Origin of the sequence: Noviherbaspirillum sp. L7-7A (assembly GCF_019052805.1) — a bacterium.
Lineage (GTDB): Bacteria > Pseudomonadota > Gammaproteobacteria > Burkholderiales > Burkholderiaceae_D > Noviherbaspirillum_A.
Map to the genome: position 1 here is coordinate 3057609 of NZ_JAHQRJ010000001.1, position 18064 is coordinate 3075672.

General features: G+C 66.5%; 20 protein-coding genes. 4 read left to right on the top strand and 16 right to left on the bottom strand.

The window, feature by feature from the left end; genetic code table 11:
- Window positions 1-163: 163 nt before the first annotated feature.
- The 11 genes from KTQ42_RS13870 to gspG form a co-directional block, all read right to left on the bottom strand.
- Window positions 164-781: a type II secretion system protein N gene (locus tag KTQ42_RS13870; RefSeq protein WP_217346032.1), complete on the bottom strand. Its 618-nt coding sequence runs from the start codon at window positions 779-781 to the stop codon at window positions 164-166.
- A gap of 31 nt (window positions 782-812) precedes the next feature.
- Entirely contained in the window at window positions 813-2033 is a 1221-nt protein-coding gene (gene gspF / locus KTQ42_RS13875; protein ID WP_217346033.1) for a type II secretion system inner membrane protein GspF, read from the bottom strand.
- Between the two features lie 12 nt (window positions 2034-2045).
- A complete protein-coding gene (gene gspE, locus KTQ42_RS13880; protein ID WP_217346034.1) occupies window positions 2046-3470 on the bottom strand; it encodes a type II secretion system ATPase GspE in 1425 nt (474 codons plus the stop codon).
- Between the two features lie 21 nt (window positions 3471-3491).
- On the bottom strand, window positions 3492-5849 hold the full coding sequence (gene gspD, locus KTQ42_RS13885) for a type II secretion system secretin GspD (RefSeq protein WP_217346035.1): 2358 nt from the start codon (window positions 5847-5849) through the stop codon (window positions 3492-3494).
- A complete protein-coding gene (locus KTQ42_RS13890) occupies window positions 5846-6574 on the bottom strand; it encodes a type II secretion system protein N (RefSeq protein WP_349292148.1) in 729 nt (242 codons plus the stop codon). Before KTQ42_RS13890 ends, gspD begins: the two co-directional genes overlap by 4 nt.
- Window positions 6575-6682: 108 nt before the next feature.
- Window positions 6683-7201 carry a type II secretion system protein GspM gene (gene gspM, locus KTQ42_RS13895; protein ID WP_217346037.1) on the bottom strand — a complete coding sequence of 173 codons (519 nt, stop codon included), beginning with the start codon at window positions 7199-7201 and terminating at the stop codon, window positions 6683-6685.
- Between the two features lie 10 nt (window positions 7202-7211).
- Window positions 7212-8486 carry a type II secretion system protein GspL gene (gspL, locus tag KTQ42_RS13900; protein WP_217346038.1) on the bottom strand — a complete coding sequence of 425 codons (1275 nt, stop codon included), beginning with the start codon at window positions 8484-8486 and terminating at the stop codon, window positions 7212-7214.
- Between the two features lie 10 nt (window positions 8487-8496).
- Complete coding sequence (gspK, locus tag KTQ42_RS13905) at window positions 8497-9561, bottom strand: type II secretion system minor pseudopilin GspK (RefSeq protein ID WP_217346039.1); 1065 nt, start codon at window positions 9559-9561, stop codon at window positions 8497-8499.
- The gene (gspI, locus tag KTQ42_RS13910; RefSeq protein WP_217346040.1) at window positions 9551-9940 is read right to left on the bottom strand and encodes a type II secretion system minor pseudopilin GspI; all 390 of its coding nucleotides are present in this window, start codon (window positions 9938-9940) and stop codon (window positions 9551-9553) included. Before gspI ends, gspK begins: the two co-directional genes overlap by 11 nt.
- 1 nt (window position 9941) lies before the next feature.
- On the bottom strand, window positions 9942-10430 hold the full coding sequence (gene gspH, locus KTQ42_RS13915; RefSeq protein WP_349292149.1) for a type II secretion system minor pseudopilin GspH: 489 nt from the start codon (window positions 10428-10430) through the stop codon (window positions 9942-9944).
- Entirely contained in the window at window positions 10418-10876 is a 459-nt protein-coding gene (gene gspG, locus KTQ42_RS13920) for a type II secretion system major pseudopilin GspG (RefSeq protein WP_217346041.1), read from the bottom strand. Before gspG ends, gspH begins: the two co-directional genes overlap by 13 nt.
- A gap of 261 nt (window positions 10877-11137) precedes the next feature.
- Here gspG and KTQ42_RS13925 point away from each other — a divergent pair, with 261 nt between their 5' ends.
- Window positions 11138-11503 (top strand): cupin domain-containing protein, encoded by a 366-nt coding sequence (locus KTQ42_RS13925; RefSeq protein ID WP_217346042.1) that lies wholly within the window; start codon window positions 11138-11140, stop codon window positions 11501-11503.
- A 42-nt stretch (window positions 11504-11545) separates the two neighbouring features.
- Here KTQ42_RS13925 and KTQ42_RS13930 read toward each other — a convergent pair whose 3' ends face one another.
- From KTQ42_RS13930 to KTQ42_RS13950, 5 genes are read right to left on the bottom strand one after another with little or no spacing between them, the layout of a single operon-like run.
- On the bottom strand, window positions 11546-12544 hold the full coding sequence (locus KTQ42_RS13930) for an NAD(P)H-dependent glycerol-3-phosphate dehydrogenase (RefSeq protein ID WP_217346043.1): 999 nt from the start codon (window positions 12542-12544) through the stop codon (window positions 11546-11548).
- A 6-nt stretch (window positions 12545-12550) separates the two neighbouring features.
- The gene (locus tag KTQ42_RS13935) at window positions 12551-13006 is read right to left on the bottom strand and encodes an SH3 domain-containing protein (RefSeq protein ID WP_217346044.1); all 456 of its coding nucleotides are present in this window, start codon (window positions 13004-13006) and stop codon (window positions 12551-12553) included.
- 8 nt (window positions 13007-13014) lie between these two features.
- Window positions 13015-13515 carry a protein-export chaperone SecB gene (gene secB / locus KTQ42_RS13940; RefSeq protein WP_217346045.1) on the bottom strand — a complete coding sequence of 167 codons (501 nt, stop codon included), beginning with the start codon at window positions 13513-13515 and terminating at the stop codon, window positions 13015-13017.
- A gap of 30 nt (window positions 13516-13545) precedes the next feature.
- Window positions 13546-13809 (bottom strand): glutaredoxin 3, encoded by a 264-nt coding sequence (grxC, locus tag KTQ42_RS13945; protein WP_194712408.1) that lies wholly within the window; start codon window positions 13807-13809, stop codon window positions 13546-13548.
- Window positions 13810-13824: 15 nt separating this feature from the next.
- Window positions 13825-14226, bottom strand: a complete 402-nt coding sequence (locus KTQ42_RS13950; protein ID WP_194712407.1) for a rhodanese-like domain-containing protein — start codon at window positions 14224-14226, stop codon at window positions 13825-13827.
- A gap of 171 nt (window positions 14227-14397) precedes the next feature.
- Between KTQ42_RS13950 and gpmA the strand changes: the two genes are divergently transcribed.
- From gpmA to KTQ42_RS13965, 3 genes are read left to right on the top strand one after another with little or no spacing between them, the layout of a single operon-like run.
- Window positions 14398-15144: a 2,3-diphosphoglycerate-dependent phosphoglycerate mutase gene (gene gpmA / locus KTQ42_RS13955; protein ID WP_217346046.1), complete on the top strand. Its 747-nt coding sequence runs from the start codon at window positions 14398-14400 to the stop codon at window positions 15142-15144.
- A gap of 19 nt (window positions 15145-15163) precedes the next feature.
- Window positions 15164-16588 carry a peptidoglycan DD-metalloendopeptidase family protein gene (locus KTQ42_RS13960; protein ID WP_349292150.1) on the top strand — a complete coding sequence of 475 codons (1425 nt, stop codon included), beginning with the start codon at window positions 15164-15166 and terminating at the stop codon, window positions 16586-16588.
- Window positions 16589-16591: 3 nt separating this feature from the next.
- On the top strand, window positions 16592-18055 hold the full coding sequence (locus KTQ42_RS13965) for a S41 family peptidase (protein WP_217346048.1): 1464 nt from the start codon (window positions 16592-16594) through the stop codon (window positions 18053-18055).
- Window positions 18056-18064: the final 9 nt, after the last annotated feature.

Here is an 18064-nt window from a genome sequence, read left to right on the forward strand (position 1 = left end):
CGGATGCTGTCTGGATTCCGGATTCAGCCCTGTCCTGGCACACTTGACTGGATTTCAGTTGCCGGGACGTTGACGGCAATGACCGCAACAACGCCAACGCCAACGCCAACGCCAACGCCAACGCCAGTGGCGTCGGCATCGGCAAAAGCCGCTGATGCCAGGGTCAACGCTGCATGCCGCCCATGGGGCTGGCAAAGCCCTGCGCCGGCGGCGCGCCCTCCGGCACTGCCTGGACCTGCGGCGGCATGGGCGCCGATTGCGGCTGCTGCATCTGCATTTGCGGCTGCTGCATCTGCATTTGCGGCTGCTGCATGCCTGGCGGCGGCGGCATGGCTCTTGAAACAGGCGGGCGATTGCTGGTATCGGCCATCGTCCCGCCCTTGCCCTCGTCCAGCAGCTCGACCCGCTTCATCACGCCGTTTTCCTGCAGCAGCACATAGCGCGGATGCACTTCCTTGATCAGCACGCCCGGCTGGAACTCGCGGTTGGCGCGCACTGCCTCTGGCGGCTTGCCGTCGGCCGACAGGATCGCCACGCTTTCGCCGCTGGTGCCGGACGACACCACGCCGCGCAACTGGTAATTGGTGGCGATCGCCACCGGGCCCTGGCGGCCGCCGAACAGCACGGCCGCGGCGCGCGGGTCGGGCGGCGCCTGCACCGCCGGCGGCGGCGCGGCGACCGGGCGCGCCGGCGGTTTCAGCAGCTGCATGCCCCAATAGGTGGCGGACACGCAGAGCGCAATGAACAGCACGAAACTGGTAAGCAGCGGCCAGCGTTTCATTCGACTTCCCTTATCTGTGCGGCTTTTGGCATCAGCGCACCAGCTGGTTGATTTCAATAATCGGCATCAGCACTGCCAGCACGATCAGCAGCACCACCACGCCCATGGCAAGAATCAGCGCCGGCTCCAGCAGGCCGGCGATGGTCAGCGCCCGCCGCTCCAGGTCCTGTTCCTGGGCATTGGCGGCGCGGTCCAGCATGGCCGGCAGTTCGCCGGTGACTTCGCCGGCGCGGATCATGTGGATCAGCATCGGCGGAAAATGCTTGTGCGCCGACAGCGCCCGCGCAAGGCCCACGCCTTCGCGCACGCTGTTGGCCGCTTCCTCGACCTGGGCCCGCATCGCCACGTTGGACAGGGTGTCGCGGCTGGTTTGCAGGGCGCGCAGGATAGGCACCCCGGAACCGGTGGTAATGGCCAGCGTGCTGGCAAAGCGGGCGGTGTTCAGGCTGCGCTCGAACTTGCCATACATCGGCGCCGTCAGCAGCCAGCGATGCCAGCGCATTTTGATCACCGGGTTCTTCAGCGCCCGGCGCCAGGCCCAGAACAGCGCGATCACCACGCCCGCCACGATCAGGCCGTAGTTGCGCACGAAGTCCGAGATCGCCAGCATCACCACGGTCAGGAGCGGCAGCTTCTGCTTGGTGTTGGCGAATACCGAGACGATCTGCGGCACCACATAGGTCAGCAAAAAGATCACGATGGCGAACGCCACCACGGTGACGATGGCCGGATAGGTAAAGGCCAGCCGCACCTTCTGCACCAGCGAGTTGCGGCGCTCGATGTAATCGGCCAGGCGCGACAGCACCTTGGCCAGCTGGCCGATCTGCTCGCCGGACGCGACCAGCGCCCGGTAGATGTCGGCAAAGTCGCGCGGATGCTGGCCCAGCGCGTCGGAAAGCGACGCGCCGCCCATGATCTCGGAGCGGATCGACGCGATCAGGTCGCGCACATAGGTGCGTTCCGCCTGCTCCAGCAAGGCGGTAAAGGCCTGCTCCAGCGGCAGGCTGGCTTCCAGCAGGCTGGCCAGCTGGCGGGTGAATAGCGACAGCTCGACCGTCGACAGCCGGTCGCCCAGGCCGCGCCGGCGCGTCTGGCCGCTTTCGTCGACCTGCGAGGCGATGGCATCGACCACGATGGGCACCAGGCCCTGGGTGCGCAGGTCGGAGCGGGCGGCGCGGGCGCTGTCGGCATTGAGCACGCCCTTGCGGGTGGCGCCCAGCGTGTCGACGGCTTCATAGCGGAATGCGGGCACGGGTTTTCCTCGTCAATCCTTGGTCACGCGCAGCAGTTCGGCCTGCGTCGTGGTGCCGTCGGCCAGCCAGCGTTCCCCATCCTCACGCATGGTGCGCATGCCGTCGCGCTGGGCGGTGGCGCGGATGTCGGCCTCGGCGGCGCGGTCGTGGATCTGGGAACGGATCTGGTCGGTGGTCTGCAGCAGCTCATAGACGCCAACCCGGCCCTGGTAGCCGGTCATGCCGCACTTGTCGCAGCCGACCGCATGCCACATGGTGCCGTCATGGCGCCGGCAGTGCGGGCACAGCTTCCTGACCAGGCGCTGCGCCACCACCCCCAGCAGCGAGGACGACAGCAGGAAGGGCTCGATGCCCATGTCCAGCAGGCGGGTGACGGCGGCGGCCGAATCGTTGGTGTGCAGGGTCGCCAGCACCAGGTGGCCGGTGAGGGAGGCCTGCACCGCGATCTGCGCGGTTTCCAGGTCGCGGATCTCGCCGATCATGATCACGTCCGGGTCCTGGCGCAGGATGGCGCGCAGGGCCTTGGCAAAGGTCATGTCGATGCGGGCATTGACCTGGGTCTGGCCGACGCCGGCCAGCTCGTATTCGATCGGGTCTTCCACCGTCAGGATGTTGGTGCTGGCGGCATTCAGGCGCGACAGCGCGGCGTACAGCGTGGTGGTCTTGCCGGAACCGGTCGGGCCGGTCACCAGCACGATGCCGTGCGGCTGGGCGATCAGGTGGTCGAATTCCTTCAGGGTAGGGTCGTCCATGCCCAGGCTCTGCAGGTCCAGCCGGCCGGCTTCCTTGTCCAGGAGACGCAGCACGGCGCGCTCGCCGTGGCCGGTGGGCAGGGTCGAGACGCGCACGTCGACCGGCTTGCCGCCCACCCGCAGCGTGATGCGGCCGTCCTGCGGCAGCCGCTTCTCGGCGATGTCGAGCTGGGCCATGATCTTGATGCGGGAAATCATCGAGGCATGGATCGCCTTCTTGGGCCGCACGATGTCGCGCAGCGCGCCGTCGATGCGAAAGCGCACCACCGAGATCTGCTCGAAGGGCTCGATATGGATGTCGGAGGCGCCTTCCCGCAGCGACTGCGTCAGCAGCGCGTTGATCATGCGGATCACCGGCGCGTCGTCGGCCGACTCCAGCAGGTCTTCCACCGCCGGCATGTCCTGCATCATCTTGGCCAGGTCGAGGTCGGACTCGTATTCGTCGATCACCTGGGCGGCGTCGTTGCCGGCGCCGGCATAGGCGCGGGCGATCGCGGCGTCGAGCGCCTCGCGGTCCATGCGCTTCAAGCGGATGCGGCCGAAACGGCGGCTGACCTCGGCGATGGCGCGGGGCGCGGTGGCGTCCGACACCCAGACCTCGACGCCGGTATCGGGCGTGGCGCCGCGCTGTGCAAGCACGGCATGGTCGCGGGCGAAGGCATACGGTAACAGTCGGGCTTCCATGATTTCTCTCTTTGCCGCCGCTTACTGGGTGAACTGCGGCAGGCCTGGTTGCGGCGCCGCCGGTTGGGGCGGCAACGCGGGTTGAACGGGCATGGGCTGCGTCTCGGGCGGCAGGCCCGGCTGCAGCGGATTGCGCGGCGGTATGCCATTGGCGCCCGGCGGCAGGTTCAGCAGGTCGCCATCTTTCAGGCGGCCGTTTTCCATCACCGGCACGATGGGCCTGCCGACGTTGGGCAGCACCGGCGACTCGGGCTGCTTGGTCTGCAGCTGCTGGCCGCGGATGTATTCGTAGCGGTCGCTTGCCACGTTCAGGTTCTGATCGGCGCTGCGGATCAGGGTGGGTCGCAGGAAGACCATCAGGTTGGTCTTTTCCCGGCTGGTGTTCTGGTACTTGAACAGGTTGCCGACCACGGGGATGTCGCCTAGCCCCGGCACCTTTTCCGTGCCATTGCTGTTGCGGTCGTCGATCAGGCCGCCCAGCACGATGATTTCGCCATTGTCGACCAGCACATTGGTCTGGATCGCGCGCTTGGTGGTGATCAGACCGGAGACATTGTTCTTGGTTTCGTCGATGGCCGAGGTTTCCTGGTAGATCGCCATCTTCACGGTGCCGCCTTCCGACACCTGCGGCTTGACTACCAGCGACAGGCCGATGTCCTTGCGCTCGACGGTCTGGAACGGATTGACGCCGGCGGCGCCGCCGGACGCGGCGGTGGTGTACTGGCCGGTCACGAAGGGCACGTTCTGGCCGACGATGATGCGGGCTTCCTCATTGTCCAGCGTGATCAGGTTGGGCATGGACAGGATGTTGGCATTGTTGTCCGTCTCCAGCGCGCGGGCGATCAGGCCCAGCGTCAGCTGGCCGGCCACTTGGCGGAACACGCCGAGGTTCAGGCCATTGCCCGGTGCTGCCACTGCCGGAGTGGCACCACCGGTGGTACCGGCAAGGCGCGCCGCCGCCTGCGTGATCAGGTTGTTGCCGCCGCTGGAAAAGCCGGTGATGCTGCCGACCCGGTAGGCGCTGTCGCCGTTGCCGGACAGGCCGGCCCACTGGATGCCGAATTCGGCGGCGCGCTTGGCGGTGACCTCGACGATCAGCGACTCGATATAGACCTGGGCGCGGCGGGCATCGAGCTGGTCGACCACGCTGCGCAGGTTGCGGTAGACCGCCTCGCTGGCGGTGATGATCAGGGAATTGGTGGCCGGGTCGGCCTGAATGAAGCCGCCGGGTCCGCCGGTGGGCAGCGGGCCGCTGCCCTGGCCCTGACCCTGGCCAAAACCCGCGCCGCCCTGCCCCAGGCCGCCCTGACCGAGCCCGCCGCCGGTCTGGCCGAGGCCCGCGCCGCTGGTGTTAGTCAGCGCCGGATTGGTCGGCGTGGATGCGCCGGTGTTGCCGGTCTGCAGGCCGGATGCCGACGGGTCCGACGCCACCACCGCGCGCAGGGTCAGCGCCAGCTTGGTGGCTTCGGCGTTTTTCAGGTAGATCACATGCACATTGCCGGGCATGGCGGTAGGCTGGTCGAGCTTGTCGACCAGCGAGCGCGCCAGCCGGGCGCGGGCTTCGGACGGCGCCCGGATGATGACCGAGTTGGTGCGGCTGTCCGCCAGCAGGCTGGTGCGGTCGCTGCCGCCAACCACGCCCTGCCCGCCCGGCTGGCCGCCGGCGCTGCCGCCGTCCAGCAGCCGGTTGACCATGGTGGCGATATCGGTGGCCACCGCATGCCGGATCGGCAGCACGTCGAGGTCGGCCGCGGCCGGCATGTCCAGCGAGGCGATGATGCGGCCCAGCCGGCGCAGGTTGTCGGCATAGTCGGTAATGACGAGGCTGTTGGTGCCGGGATTGGCATTGATGGTGTTGTTGGGCGAGATCAGCGGCCGCAGCACCGGCACCATGTTCACCGCCGACTCATAGTTGAGCTTGAAGACCTGGGTGGCGATCTGGTCGCCGCGCACCGCGCCGCCGTCGCCGCCGCGGCCGGGCGTGGTCTGGATCGGGCCGGCCTGCAGCTTGGCATCGGCTTCCGGCACCACCTTGGTGAAGGGGCCGCTGGCGACCACCGTATAGCCCTGCAGGCGCAGCGCCGAACTGAGCAGCTGCATGGCCTGGGCCTTGGTCACCGGCTTTTCGGAAATCAGGCTGATCGTGCCCTTGACCCGCGGATCGATCAGGAAATTGGTGCCGGTGTAATGGCCAACTGCCTTAACCACGGACTCGATGTCGGCGCCAACGAAATTGAGCACCGCCTCGTTGCGGGACGGGTCCTGCGCCCGCGCCGGGGCCATGCCGGCCAGAAGGCTCATCACGAGCGTGGCGGCGCCAGCGCGGCGCCAGGTTGCCTTGGTCGGCAGGCATTTTGCCAGTGGGAAGATTTTTTTCATTTGAGTTCGAGTGAGATGTAATCCTTGCCGCCTTCGGTACGACGCTGTCCGAGCAGGTTCAACAGATTCGCCAGCCGTTGCTCCTGCCCTGGCGCCGCCTCGGCCCTGCCGGAAAACTGCATTCTGCCGCGGTCAAGCCGGCCGGCGCCGCTCAACAGCAGCGGGCCGTGCAGGGAGTTCAGCTGCAACTGCGCCTGCTGGCCGCGCCATTCCAGTGTCATTCGGTAAGCGCCCAGCGGCTTGATCGGCGACAGCCGGGATGCAATATCGTCGAGCGTCAGGCGCATCGTGCCGGTCATTGCCACCTGCTGGCCCTGCCGCGCGATCTGCAGTTGCTGCCAGTCCAGCATCATGCGTCCGGACGGCTGCAGCGTGTTGAGCGGCGCGCCCAGCGCCGTCAGGCGTTCGGCCGGCAGGCTGATGGAGGCCGCACTGATGGTCCAGGCAGTCCAGCCGCCGGTAATCTTCACCGGCTTCGACAGCGCCGCCGGGTTGCTCAGTTCGGCATCCACCGTTCCCAGCACCACCAGCGGCGACAGCCGCCAGGCAAACCGGCCCGGCAGCAGCGGCGTCACCGCCGCGTCCGCGCCGGGCGCGCCGCCCAGAAAGGCCGACCCCTGCCACAAGGTGCCCTGCGCATCGCCCAGCGAAAACCTGCCGCCGGTTTGCCGCTCCAGCAGCACCGACATCCAGGCCGCGGGCAGGAAAGCCAGCACGGTCAACACGATAGCGAATGTTGCCGCAAGCAACCATAGCACGGCCCTCAGCAATTTCCCGCCTTTTTGTGCGATTTCCGGTTTTCATCTGATAACGCCATGGAGACTGCCTTTCGCTTATTGCGCCTTCTGCTGGCGCAGGGTCAGGCTGGCATTGACGATGTCCGGCGTTGGCTGGGCGGTGATGCTGGCCTCGGTCACCGTCAGCTGGAACGCGGTGCGCGCTTCATTGAGCCATTCGTTGAGCGTGCTGAACGAGGCGCCCTGGAGCTGCAGGCGCACGATCTCGCCGGCCACCGAGGTGTTCTCGGCTTTCAGGCCGCGCCGCTGCAGCGCCGCCTCCAGCGTTTCGCGGCTCAGCGGCACGGCGGCCGGCGCGGCGGCGTCGCCCTGGGGCAGCATCACCGCCTCCTGGGTGAGGGCCTGCAACTGGGCCACCTGCTGGCGCATTTCAGGCAGGCTGCGCTGGTAGCGCGCAATGCCTTCCTGCGCCGGTGCGACCAATAGCAGGTAGACCAGTGCGGCCAGGATGGCGGCCATGCCGGCCAGCAGGATGCGCTGCTCGCGCAGGTTGCGCTCGGCCCAGAAACGGGAAGCGGCCTGGCCTGCTTCCGTCATGCTTGTTTTCACACTCATCTGCCCTGCCTCATTTTCCGGTCTTGACTTGCCACATCACCACGCCGGCCTGCTCCGGCGCGGCGGTCAGGGACAGATTGCGCCGCGCCAGCGCCGCGCTGACCGCGTCGAACGGCACCTGCGCCTCGGGCTTGAGGCGCACGAACAGGCTGCGCTCGCGGTATTCCAGCCCGGCCAGCGTGGGCGGCGCGCCACCCGGCGCGCGCGCCGCGGCGCTCTGCCAGGCTTCGCCGAAAGCCGCGGCCAGCGCGCTGAAATCGTCCGGCGTGCCCTGGCCGGCATTGCGGCGGCCGGCGGCCACCTTCTGCCGGGTCTGGGCCAGCGGATCGACGATCACGGTTTCGTTCGGAAACGCTGCCTTGTAGATCTGCGTCATCGAGGCGCGCAGGCCGTCGTATTCCCGTTTCAGGCGCATCCATTCCAGGTTCAGCGGCACCAGGTTCACCGCCATCAGCAGCAGCGCCAGCGCGATCGGCAGCCGCCACGGCTTCCAGTTCAGCTTGGGCCGGGCCGAGGCGCCCAGGCCGATCGCCAGGTCGATGTCGGCGCCGCCGGCGCCGGTAATCCATTGCTGCCAGCTGTCGGCCTGCACCGTGACCAGTTCGGCCGCGCCCAGGTCCGCCGCCGCCTGCTGGTAGGCCGGCACCCGTTCGCGCGGCACCCGCAGCAGCAGCGGCTGGCCGTGCGCCATCGCCAGCGCCGCGTCGACCGCCTCGCGCGCCGCGCTGGCCGGATGCTCGGGCAGGATCGCCAAGCCCATGCCATCCTGCGGCGACAGGCGCAGCGTCAGTTCGATGTCGGCATCGTGCTCCAGCACCGCCGCCTGCACGAAGTCGGCCACATGGGGCACGCACAACTGGGCCGGCAGGGCCGAAATGCGCGCCATGCCGGAACCGAGCACGGTGCGCGTCATCAGCTCCAGCCAGGCCCGTTGCACCACCGCCACCGTGCGCAAACCATCGGCCAGGGCGCCGCCGATGACGATGCATTCGGCCGGATCGGTGATCAGCTGGTCTTCCACCAGGTTGGGCAGCGCGGCCCGCTGGCGCGCCGCCGACATCGGCGGCAACTGCACCCGCAGCATGGTGACGTCGCTGGCCGCCACCAGCAGCACCACGCGCTGCGCGCGCGCGGCCAGCGCCGACACCTGCGACAGGGCAGCGACGCCCTCCTGCTCCAGAAGGCCGGACGGCGCGGCGAGCGCATAGGGGCAGTCCAGCACTTCCCACTGGGAGGTGCTGTCGAAAGCTGCCTTGGACGGCAGGCGTAGATACAGTGTGCTCAAGGACTTCCTTCTAGTTTTCGCGTATCCATACCAGCTGGGTTTTCGCGGACGGGCCACGACCCGTGCGCTTCATCAGCGCCTGGATCTGCAATGCAGCCCGGTTCAGCTTTACCCGACCATTGACCAGAAAATAGTTCGAATAGACATCCAGATTGCTGGGACCGACCGTCGGGATGCCCGGCAACTGGTTCGCAATCGTTTCCTTGCTGCGAAAGCTGGCGGTGGTGCGGGTTGCCACGATCACTGCCGCGTCCGACGTCGATATATTTTCGATCACCGCCGCCAGAACCTCCACCGGCGCGGTGTTGATATTCAGACTGGTTCCCCCCTGCGGCAGGAAGATTACCAGATTGCGCAGCCTCTCCACCGCTTCGGGCGTAAAGCCGGGTATGGCCAGCAGGTCTTCCACCTGGGTCATCGGCATCAGGCGCTGGCTGCCGACGGTGACCGTTGGCGTGCCCTGGTTGCCGGTGGCGCCGGTATTGGGATTGGGATTGGCGTTGGCGCGCGGCAGCCCGGTCAGGGGATCGATATCCTGCCCGGCGCCGGTTCCGCCGGCAACAGGCAGCAGCTGCCTGGGCACGCTGGACGCCACCATCGCCGCCGTATCCTGCGCCAGCGACGGATTGAGCCGCTGGCTGGCCAGCAGGCGGGCGAAAGCCTTCACTTCCTTTTTCACGATCTGGCCGTTCGGGGCCAGGTTGGTCAGGTTGTACAGCGACTGCGCATCCACCATCTGGCCCGACAGCGTGGCGTCGCTGCTCTCGGTATCGGCCCGGTTGTTTTCCACATACTGGTCCAGCCGGGTGTCGAGCAGCGGCACCGCCCATGGCTGGTCGAGCGAATCGTAATTGGAAAGACGGGCGTTTTCCCGCAGGATCAGGCGCGCCCAGTCGAGCGCGCCACGCAGTATCCATTGCTTCTGGAGTTGCAGGCGCTGGTTCTCGATCGAGCGCACCTGCACCTGCTGCTGCCAGAACAGGCTGGCCACGATGGTCACCGCCAGCGTGGTCAGCAGCAGCGCCGTCACCACCGCAACGCCGCGCTGGCGATATCGATATGGTCTACAGGCCATTGGGCACCACCTGGGTCAGCTTGATGATGCGCCGCTCCGGGCTGGCGGCGTCGACCACGCTCACTTCCACCCGGCGGAACGCCGGATTGGGCGTGGCGAACACGCTTTCCTGGCAGACCAGCGCCAGTTCGCCCTGCGGGCATTCGAAACTGCGGTTGCCCAGCGGCGGCCACTCCCTGGCCATGCGGATCTGCGACAGCCGGTTCTCGGCCGACCAGGTCGCCATCAGCGACGCCCGCAGGTCGTTGCTGTTCTGGGTCAGGCTGCCGACCGCGCGCAGGCTCGCCCCCAGCGCGGTGCCGACGATGGCCAGGGCCACCAGCACTTCCAGCAGGGTAAAGCCGGCATGGCGCGCAAGCGATCTGGACGGGGCAGGCATCTCAGTCAACGGTAAAGTGGCCGATGCCATCGGCCCGGATCGCCACGCTGGTATCGGCCAGCGCCAGCGTCAGCACGAAAGGCTGCTGCACCGGCTCGCGGCCGAACACGATGCGCAGCGGCATGGCATTGCCATCCGGCGGCGGAAACACCAGCAGGGTGACCGGCGCGCGCTTGAACTGGCGCGGGCGCAGCATGTCGTCGGCGCGCAGCGGCTGCCAGGTTTTTTCCTCGCGCTGCAGGAAGCGGTAGCCTTCGCTGTCGGCCTCGAAGGCGATCGGCCGGTCGCGCACGATGGCTTCGTCGCGCGCCAGTTGCAGCAGCAGCGCGATGCGCTGGGCGTCGTCCTTCAGGTTTTGCTGCGGGCCGGGCATGGCGTTGAACGACACAATGCCCAGCGTGATGCCGGCAATGACCAGCACCACCAGCAATTCAAGCAGCGTGAAGCCGCGCTGTGCGCGGCTGGCCTGGTGGAAGGTCAGAGATCCCACGACCCGATGTCGGCATCGTTGCCGGTGCCGCCTGGCTGGCCGTCCGCGCCCAGCGAGAACACGTCAACTTCGCCGCGCAGGCCGGGTGAGAGGTACTGGTAGGGATTGCCCCATGGGTCCTTGGGCAGCTTGTCGATGTACCCGCCCTGCTTCCAGCCGTTGGCGGCCGGGCCGCTGGTGGGCTTGGAGACCAGCGCCTGCAGCCCCTGCTCGGTGGTCGGATAGCGCTGGTTGTCGAGCCGGTACAGCTTGAGCGATTGCATCAGCGTGGAAATGTCCGAGCGTGCCGCCATGATGCGGGCGTCGTCGGTGCGGCCCATCAGCTTGGGCACCACCAGCGCGGCAAGAATGCCCATGATGACCACCACCACCATGATTTCAATCAGGGTAAAGCCACGCGCCAGTGCGCGCCGGGAAACGGAAACGGAAGCAGAAGACTTGAGCATGGATTCGGTTACGGGTGAGGAGAAATGGAAGTATAAGGGCAGTACCGGGACGGCATGCAGAGAAAACAAGAAAATGACATAAAGAAATAAAACGGTAATCATTGGCACGGCTGCAAGCACCGGCGATCATTCTTTCGTGCATCTTCTCTGACAGCAATACTAGTAGCAAAGTGCCGCGATTAGTTCAAAACGACTCGATCATGCGCAATGCCGTTCGCGAGCGGCAATGTAGGCTATGAATTTTGCTTTGGGAGAACGTTTATGTCCCTGCCCCATGCCGCCTCTGGCGACTTGATCAACATCGCGCCCCTGGGCGACCAACTGGAAAGCGCAGTCTCCACTGCATTCCTGAAGACCGAGCATCTGGAACTGATGCGCCTGGTGCTGCAGGCGGGCAAATCGATGCCTGAACACTGGGTGGAAGGCGATGTGACGCTGCAGTGCCTGGAAGGCAGTGTCGACTTGGAAGCCCACGGCAGGCGGCAGACGCTGGCGCCGGGCCAGATGGTCTATCTCGCGCCCAAGGTGCCGCATGCGCTGCATGCCACGGAAAACACCTCGGTGCTGATGACCGTATTGCTGAACCGGCCGGTCAACACCGGCGGCCCGGTCGGCAGCAAGCCCTAGGGAACTGCGGAGCGGAAGGCGATTGCAGTTTGCCGTCGCCGCTCAGCCCTGCTCCGGCTGCGGATCGCGCGCCATCAGTCGGGCCACCATCGCGTCCGGCGCATCGCCGTCGAACAGGACGCCGGCCACCGCGCCGGCGATCGGCATCGTCACGCCATGTTGCGCGGCCAGTTCCCGCACCGCCCGGGCGCAGCGCACGCCTTCGGCCACATGCCCCAGCTCCGCCACGATGACGTCCAGCGGCTTGCCCTGCGCCAGGCCGAGGCCGACGCGGCGGTTGCGCGACAGGTCGCCGGTGCAGGTAAGGATCAGGTCGCCCATGCCGGTCAGGCCCATGAAGGTTTCGGGCCGGCCGCCGAGCGCCACGCCCAGTCTTGAGATTTCCACCAGGCCGCGGGTGATCAGCGCGGCGCGCGCATTCAGGCCCAGCCCCATGCCGTCGACCACGCCGGTGGCAATCGCCAGGATGTTCTTGACCGCGCCGCCGACTTCCACGCCCACCAGGTCGTCGGTGGAATACACGCGGATGGCGCCACCGTGCAGCGCCGCCACCACCCGCTCGCACAGGTCGGCGTTGCTCGATGCCACCGTCAGCGCGCATGGCAGGCCCTGCGCGACTTCCTGGGCAAAGGAGGGTCCGGACAGCGCCGCGGCGGGCAGGTCCGCGCCCAGCACCTCGCGCACCACCTGGTGCGGCAGCAGCCGGGTCTCTTCCTCGAAACCCTTGCAGAGCCAGACGATATTCGGAATGGGATAGGTTTTGAGCTGGGCAGCCAGCGGCCGAAGGCCGGCCACCGAGGTGGCAACGATCAGCAGCGCATCGGGCGCGGCCACATGGGCCAGCGCCTCTGGCAGATCGGCGGAGAACCGCAGCCGCGGCGGCAGCGCAAAGCCGGGAAGATAATCGTGGTTCTCGCGCGCTGCCGCCATGCGGCCGATCGCGTCCTGGTTGCGTCCCCACAGCAGCACGTCATGGCGCGCCGCCAGCGCCAGTGCCAGCGCGGTACCCCAGGCGCCAGCGCCCAATACCGTGATCTTCACGCTGACTCAGTCGCCCCAGATGTCGGCGGCGCGGATATAGCCGCCCTGGCCATCGCGATGGCGCACCTTGATCCAGCCCGATGAAATCGGCTCGGCCAGTTCCAGCAGCACGCCCTTGTCGGCGGTGAATACCACAGCGCCGGCCTCGTCCGCGCTGGCGCGCACCCTGGCGCCGGCGGTGCTGACGACCACATGGCGCCGGTTGTCCAAGGCCTTGGCTTCGACCCAGGACAGGTCGCCCGCGACATCGCGCACCTTGGTCCATTCGCCATAGCTCAGCACCACTTCGACCGGCATGCCGCGCGGCGCGACGAACATCTTGCGGCCGCGTTCGGACGGCGCGTCGTACAGGATGGCGGGCGCGGCGCCCACCGACTTGAACTCGGCGGCGCGCGCCGCTGGCGCCGCCAGCGTGGCGGCTATGGCAGCCAGGGCAGCGGCCCAAACAATACGGCGTTTCATTGCAATGCTCAGTGCTTGGCCTGCGAACCGTCCGGCATCACGATGCCGGCGCCGCCCGCCTGCTGACCCTGCTGCTCGGCCAGCGCCTGCAGGCGCTGCTGGTAGAACAGCTCGAAATTGATTTCCGACAGGTGCACCGGCGGGAAGCCGGCGCGGGTGATCAGGTCGGCGATGTTGGCGCGCAGGTACGGGTACACGATGTTCGGGCAGCCGATGCCCAGCAGCGGGTCGAGCTGTTCGGCCGGGATGTTGCGGGCCTCGAAGATGCCGGCCTGCTTGCATTCGACCAGGAAGGCAACCTTGTCCTTGATCTTGGCGGTCACGGTGATGGTCACGGTGGACTCGAAGATGCCGTCGGCCAGCGGCTCGGCGCCGACGTCGACCGCCACTTCCATGTTCGGCGCTTCCTGCTCGAGGAAGATGGTCGGGGAATTCGGCTGCTCCAGCGAGACATCCTTCAGGTAGACGCGCTGGATCTGGAATACGGGTTGCAGGTTTTCGTCGGACATGGACTTCTTTCTATGTAGGAAGGTGGTTGCTTATTCGCCGCGCAAGAGCGGTTCGAGCTTGCCGGCGCGGTCGAGCGCGGACAGGTCGTCGAAGCCGCCGACATGGGTGTCGCCGATGTAGATCTGCGGCACGGTGCGGCGGCCGGTTTTCTGCATCATGTGGTTTCGTTGTTCCGGATCGAGGTCGATGCGGACCTTTTCGATCTCGTCAACGCCCTTGGCTTTCAGGAGGCGCTCCGCCATCACGCAATAGGGGCAGACGCCGGTGCTGTACATGAGAACATGCGCGGTCATGATGTTGTTCCTTGATTATTTCGCGGTCGGCAGGCCCTGTGCCCGCCACGCGGCCAGGCCGCCATCGAGACTGTAGACTTCGGAAAAGCCGGCGCTCTTCAGCTGGCTGGCCGCGCGGGCCGACTGCGCACCGGAAGAGCATACAACGATTACCGATTTCGATTTGAACTTGTCCAGCTCGCTGATGCGCGACTTCAAATCCTTCAGCGGGATGTGGCGGGCGTCGCGGATATGGCCGGCGGCGAATTCATCCTGGTCGCGGATGTCCAGGATCACGCCCTTGCCCTGGTTCAGCATTTGGGTGGCCTGCAGCAGCGAGACGCGCGCGCCGCCGCGTTGCAGGGTGGGCAGAAAGAGCGCGCCGCCGGATAGCAGGGCCAGCGCGATCAGCCAGATATTATCGATGAAGAATTTCACAAGCTTGCCGTCGTCAGTAGGTGGAATCGGGAGGAGGAAACCGGTTGGATAGGGTTGGAACTGCCAAAAGAGCGCGACATTATAAAATAGAAGTCGGTTTACAATTCAAAACCTGCAAAACCCGCGTTTGCCCGCATTTGCCCCCATTTCCCCATAGACCATAAAAGCCCCATGTACAAAATCGTATTGATGCGCCACGGCGAATCCACCTGGAATCTGGAAAACCGCTTCACCGGCTGGACCGATGTCGACCTGACCGAAAAAGGCGTGGCCGAAGCGCGCCACGCCGGCAAGCTGCTGAAGGATGCCGGCCTCTCCTTCGACGTCGCCTACACTTCCGTCCTCAAGCGCGCCATCCGCACCCTGTGGATCACGCTCGATGAAATGGACCTGATGTGGCTGCCGGTGAAGAACGACTGGCGCCTCAACGAGCGCCACTACGGCGCGCTGCAGGGGCTGGACAAGGCCGAGACCGCCGCCAAGTACGGCGACCAGCAGGTGCTGGTATGGCGCCGCAGCTACGACACCCCGCCCAACCCGCTCGACGCCAATGATCCGCGCGCTTCCTACAACGACCCGCGCTATGCCGGCCTGAAGCGCGAGCAGATCCCGCTGACGGAATGCCTGAAGGACACCGTGGCGCGCGTGATGCCGGCCTGGGACGAGGAAATCGCGCCGGCCATCAGGGCGGGCAAGCGCATCATCATCTCGGCCCACGGCAACAGCCTGCGCGCGCTGATCAAGATGCTCGACGGGATCAGCGACGCCGACATCGTCGGCCTGAACGTGCCCAACGGCCAGCCGCTGGTGTACGAGCTCGATGCCAACCTGAAACCGATCCGCAGCTACTACCTCGGCGACGCCGATGCGATTGCCGCAGCCATGCAGGCAGTGGCCAGCCAGGGCAAGGCCAAGTAAAACCTTCCCGAGACAATCCGTGACTGTTCAACGATGGCGCGGCGCCGCGCTGGGCCTGGCGCTGCTATTGGCGGCCGGCCCGGGCGGCGCCGCCAAGCTGACCGAGCGCACCCGGCAGAAACAGGCCGCCGAGGCCGAACGCGCCGTGCTGCAGCAGAAGCTGACGGCCTTGAAGCGCGATATCACTCGCACCGAGAGCGCCAAGGAAGACGCGGCCGATGCGCTGGCCGAATCCGAAGCGGCGATCTCCGACGCCAACCGTGCGCTGTACGACCTTGCCCGCGAGCAGAAGGACACGGCCGGCCGCATCGCCCGCCTGCAGAAGGAGCTGGCGCAGCTGACGAAGGAAGTCGACGCCCAGAAGGCGCGGCTGTCGCGGCTCCTGCGCCAGCAGCACATGGCCGGCGGCGAAGACCGCATCAAGCTGCTGCTGTCGGGCGACAACCCGAACCGCGTCAACCGCGACCTGCAATACCTGGGCTATGTGTCGCAGGCCCAGGCCAGGCTGATCGAATCGCTGCGCGCCGACGTGGCGGCAGTGGAAAAGAACAAGGCCGATACCCAGGAAGCCAAGGAAGAACTGGATGAGATCGCGTTGGAGCAGCGCGACCAGAAAGCCCTGCTGGAGCGGGAAAAGGCCAAGCGCGCCACGCTGGTGGCGCAACTGTCGAACAAGCTCGGCGAGCAGCGCAAGGAAGTCGGCAACATCCAGCGCGACGAGCAGCGCCTGGGCGGCCTGGTCGACAAGCTGGCCAGGATGATCGAGGAACAGCGGCTGGCCGACATCGCCGCCGAGAAGCGGCGCCAGCAGCAGCTCGCGGCGGCCGCCGCCGAACGCGCCCGCCAGGAAAAGCTGCGCGAGCAGCAGGCGGCCGCGAAGCGGCAGCGCGAACAGCAGGCAGCCAATGCACCCAGGGGGAAACCCCTGCCGGCGAACAATCCGGATGCGATCGACGCCGACGAGAATCCCAGCCTGGCTGCCAACAAGCGGGAGCGGGCACTGCCGCCGCCCCCGCCGCCGGCGCCGCCGGCCGGCATCTTCCCGGCTTCCTTCCCGGCGCTGCGCGGCCAGATGGCAATGCCGGTGCATGGCGAGATCGCGGCGCGTTTCGGCGGCGGCCGCGGCGACGGCCCGAGCTGGAAAGGCCTGTTTATCAAGGCCGCCGAAGGCGCCGAGGTCAAGGTGGTGGCCGGCGGCCGGGTGGTGTTCGCCGAATGGCTGCGCGGCTTCGGCAACCTGATCATCGTCGATCACGGCGGCCAGTACATGAGCATCTATGGCAATAACCAGTCGCTGCTGAAGCGGCCGGGCGATGCGGTCAGGGCCGGCGAAGTCATTGCCAGTGCAGGCAATAGCGGCGGCAACGAACAATCGGGTTTATACTTTGAAATGCGGCATCAGGGCCGCGCCTTCGATCCTCTCGGTTGGGTAACTTCCAGGTGACACATGAGCAGCAAATTCAAGAACTTCGGTCTTATTGGTCTAGGCATGCTTGCCGGCGTCGTCGGCTCGATGCAATTCGACGCGCTGGCGCAGAAAAACGCCGGCGCCCCGCTGCCGGTCGATGAACTGCGCCAGCTGGCCGACGTGTTCGGGCTGATCAAGTCCGACTATGTCGAGAATGTCGAGGACAGGAAGCTGCTGACCGAGGCCATCTCCGGCATGGTGGCGTCGCTCGACCCGCATTCGGCCTACCTGGACAAGAAGGCCTTCAAGGAACTGCGTGAAGGCACCCAGGGCAAGTTCGTCGGCCTCGGCATCGAGGTCGGCATGGAAGACGGCTACGTGAAGGTCATCTCGCCGATCGAGGATTCGCCCGCCTACAAGGCAGGCCTGAAAGCCGGCGACCTGATCACGCGACTCGACAGCACGCCGGTCAAGGGCATGACGCTGGACGAGGCGGTCAAGCGCATGCGAGGCGAGCCCAATACCAAGATCACGCTGACGGTGGCGCGCAAGGAAGAAGACAAGCCGGTGCTGATCACCATCGTGCGCCAGGAAATCCGGGTGCAGAGCGTCAAGTCCAAGCTGATCGAACCCGGTTACGCCTGGGTGCGGGTCTCGCAGTTCCAGGAGCCGACGGTCGAGGACATGGCCAAGAAGATCGGCGCCCTGTATGCCCAGGACCCCAACATCAAGGGCCTGGTGCTGGACCTGCGCAATGATCCGGGCGGCGTGCTGCCGGGCGCGATCGGCGTCTCCGCCGCCTTCCTGCCCAAGGACGTGGCCATCGTCTCGACCAATGGCCAGCTGCCGGATTCCAAGGCGACCTTCTATGCGCGGCGCGAGTTCTACGGCACCCGCTCGCTGAGCGATCCGCTGGCCAAACTGCCGGAGGCGGTGAAGAATGTGAAGATGGTGGTGCTGGTCAACTCCGGCTCGGCCTCGGCCTCCGAGATCGTGGCGGGCGCGCTGCAGGACTACAAGCGCGCCACCATCATGGGCAGCCAGACCTTTGGCAAGGGCTCGGTCCAGACCATCCGCCAGCTCTCCGCCGACACCGCGGTGAAGCTGACCACGGCCCGCTACTACACCCCCAACGGCCGTTCGATCCAGGCCCGCGGCATCGTGCCCGACCTGATGGTCGACGAAACCCCGGAAGGCGATGGCCTGAACAGCCTGCGCCTGCGCGAAGCCGACCTGACCAAGCACCTCTCCAACGACAAGGACAAGGAAGCCGAAGTCCGCAACAAGGTCGACGAACTGGAAGAGGAGCAGCGCCTGGCGGCGCTGGACAAGAAGCGCAAGCCGCTGGAGTTCGGCGGCAAGGACGACTTCCAGCTGGCGCAGGCGCTCAACCACCTGAAGGGCCTGCCGGTGCAGGTTGCCAAGGCCAGGGTCGTGGAGAGCAAGAAGGAACCCAGCATCAACGACCCGGAAGATCCGAAGAAGAACGACGGCAAGAAGTAATATCGGCAT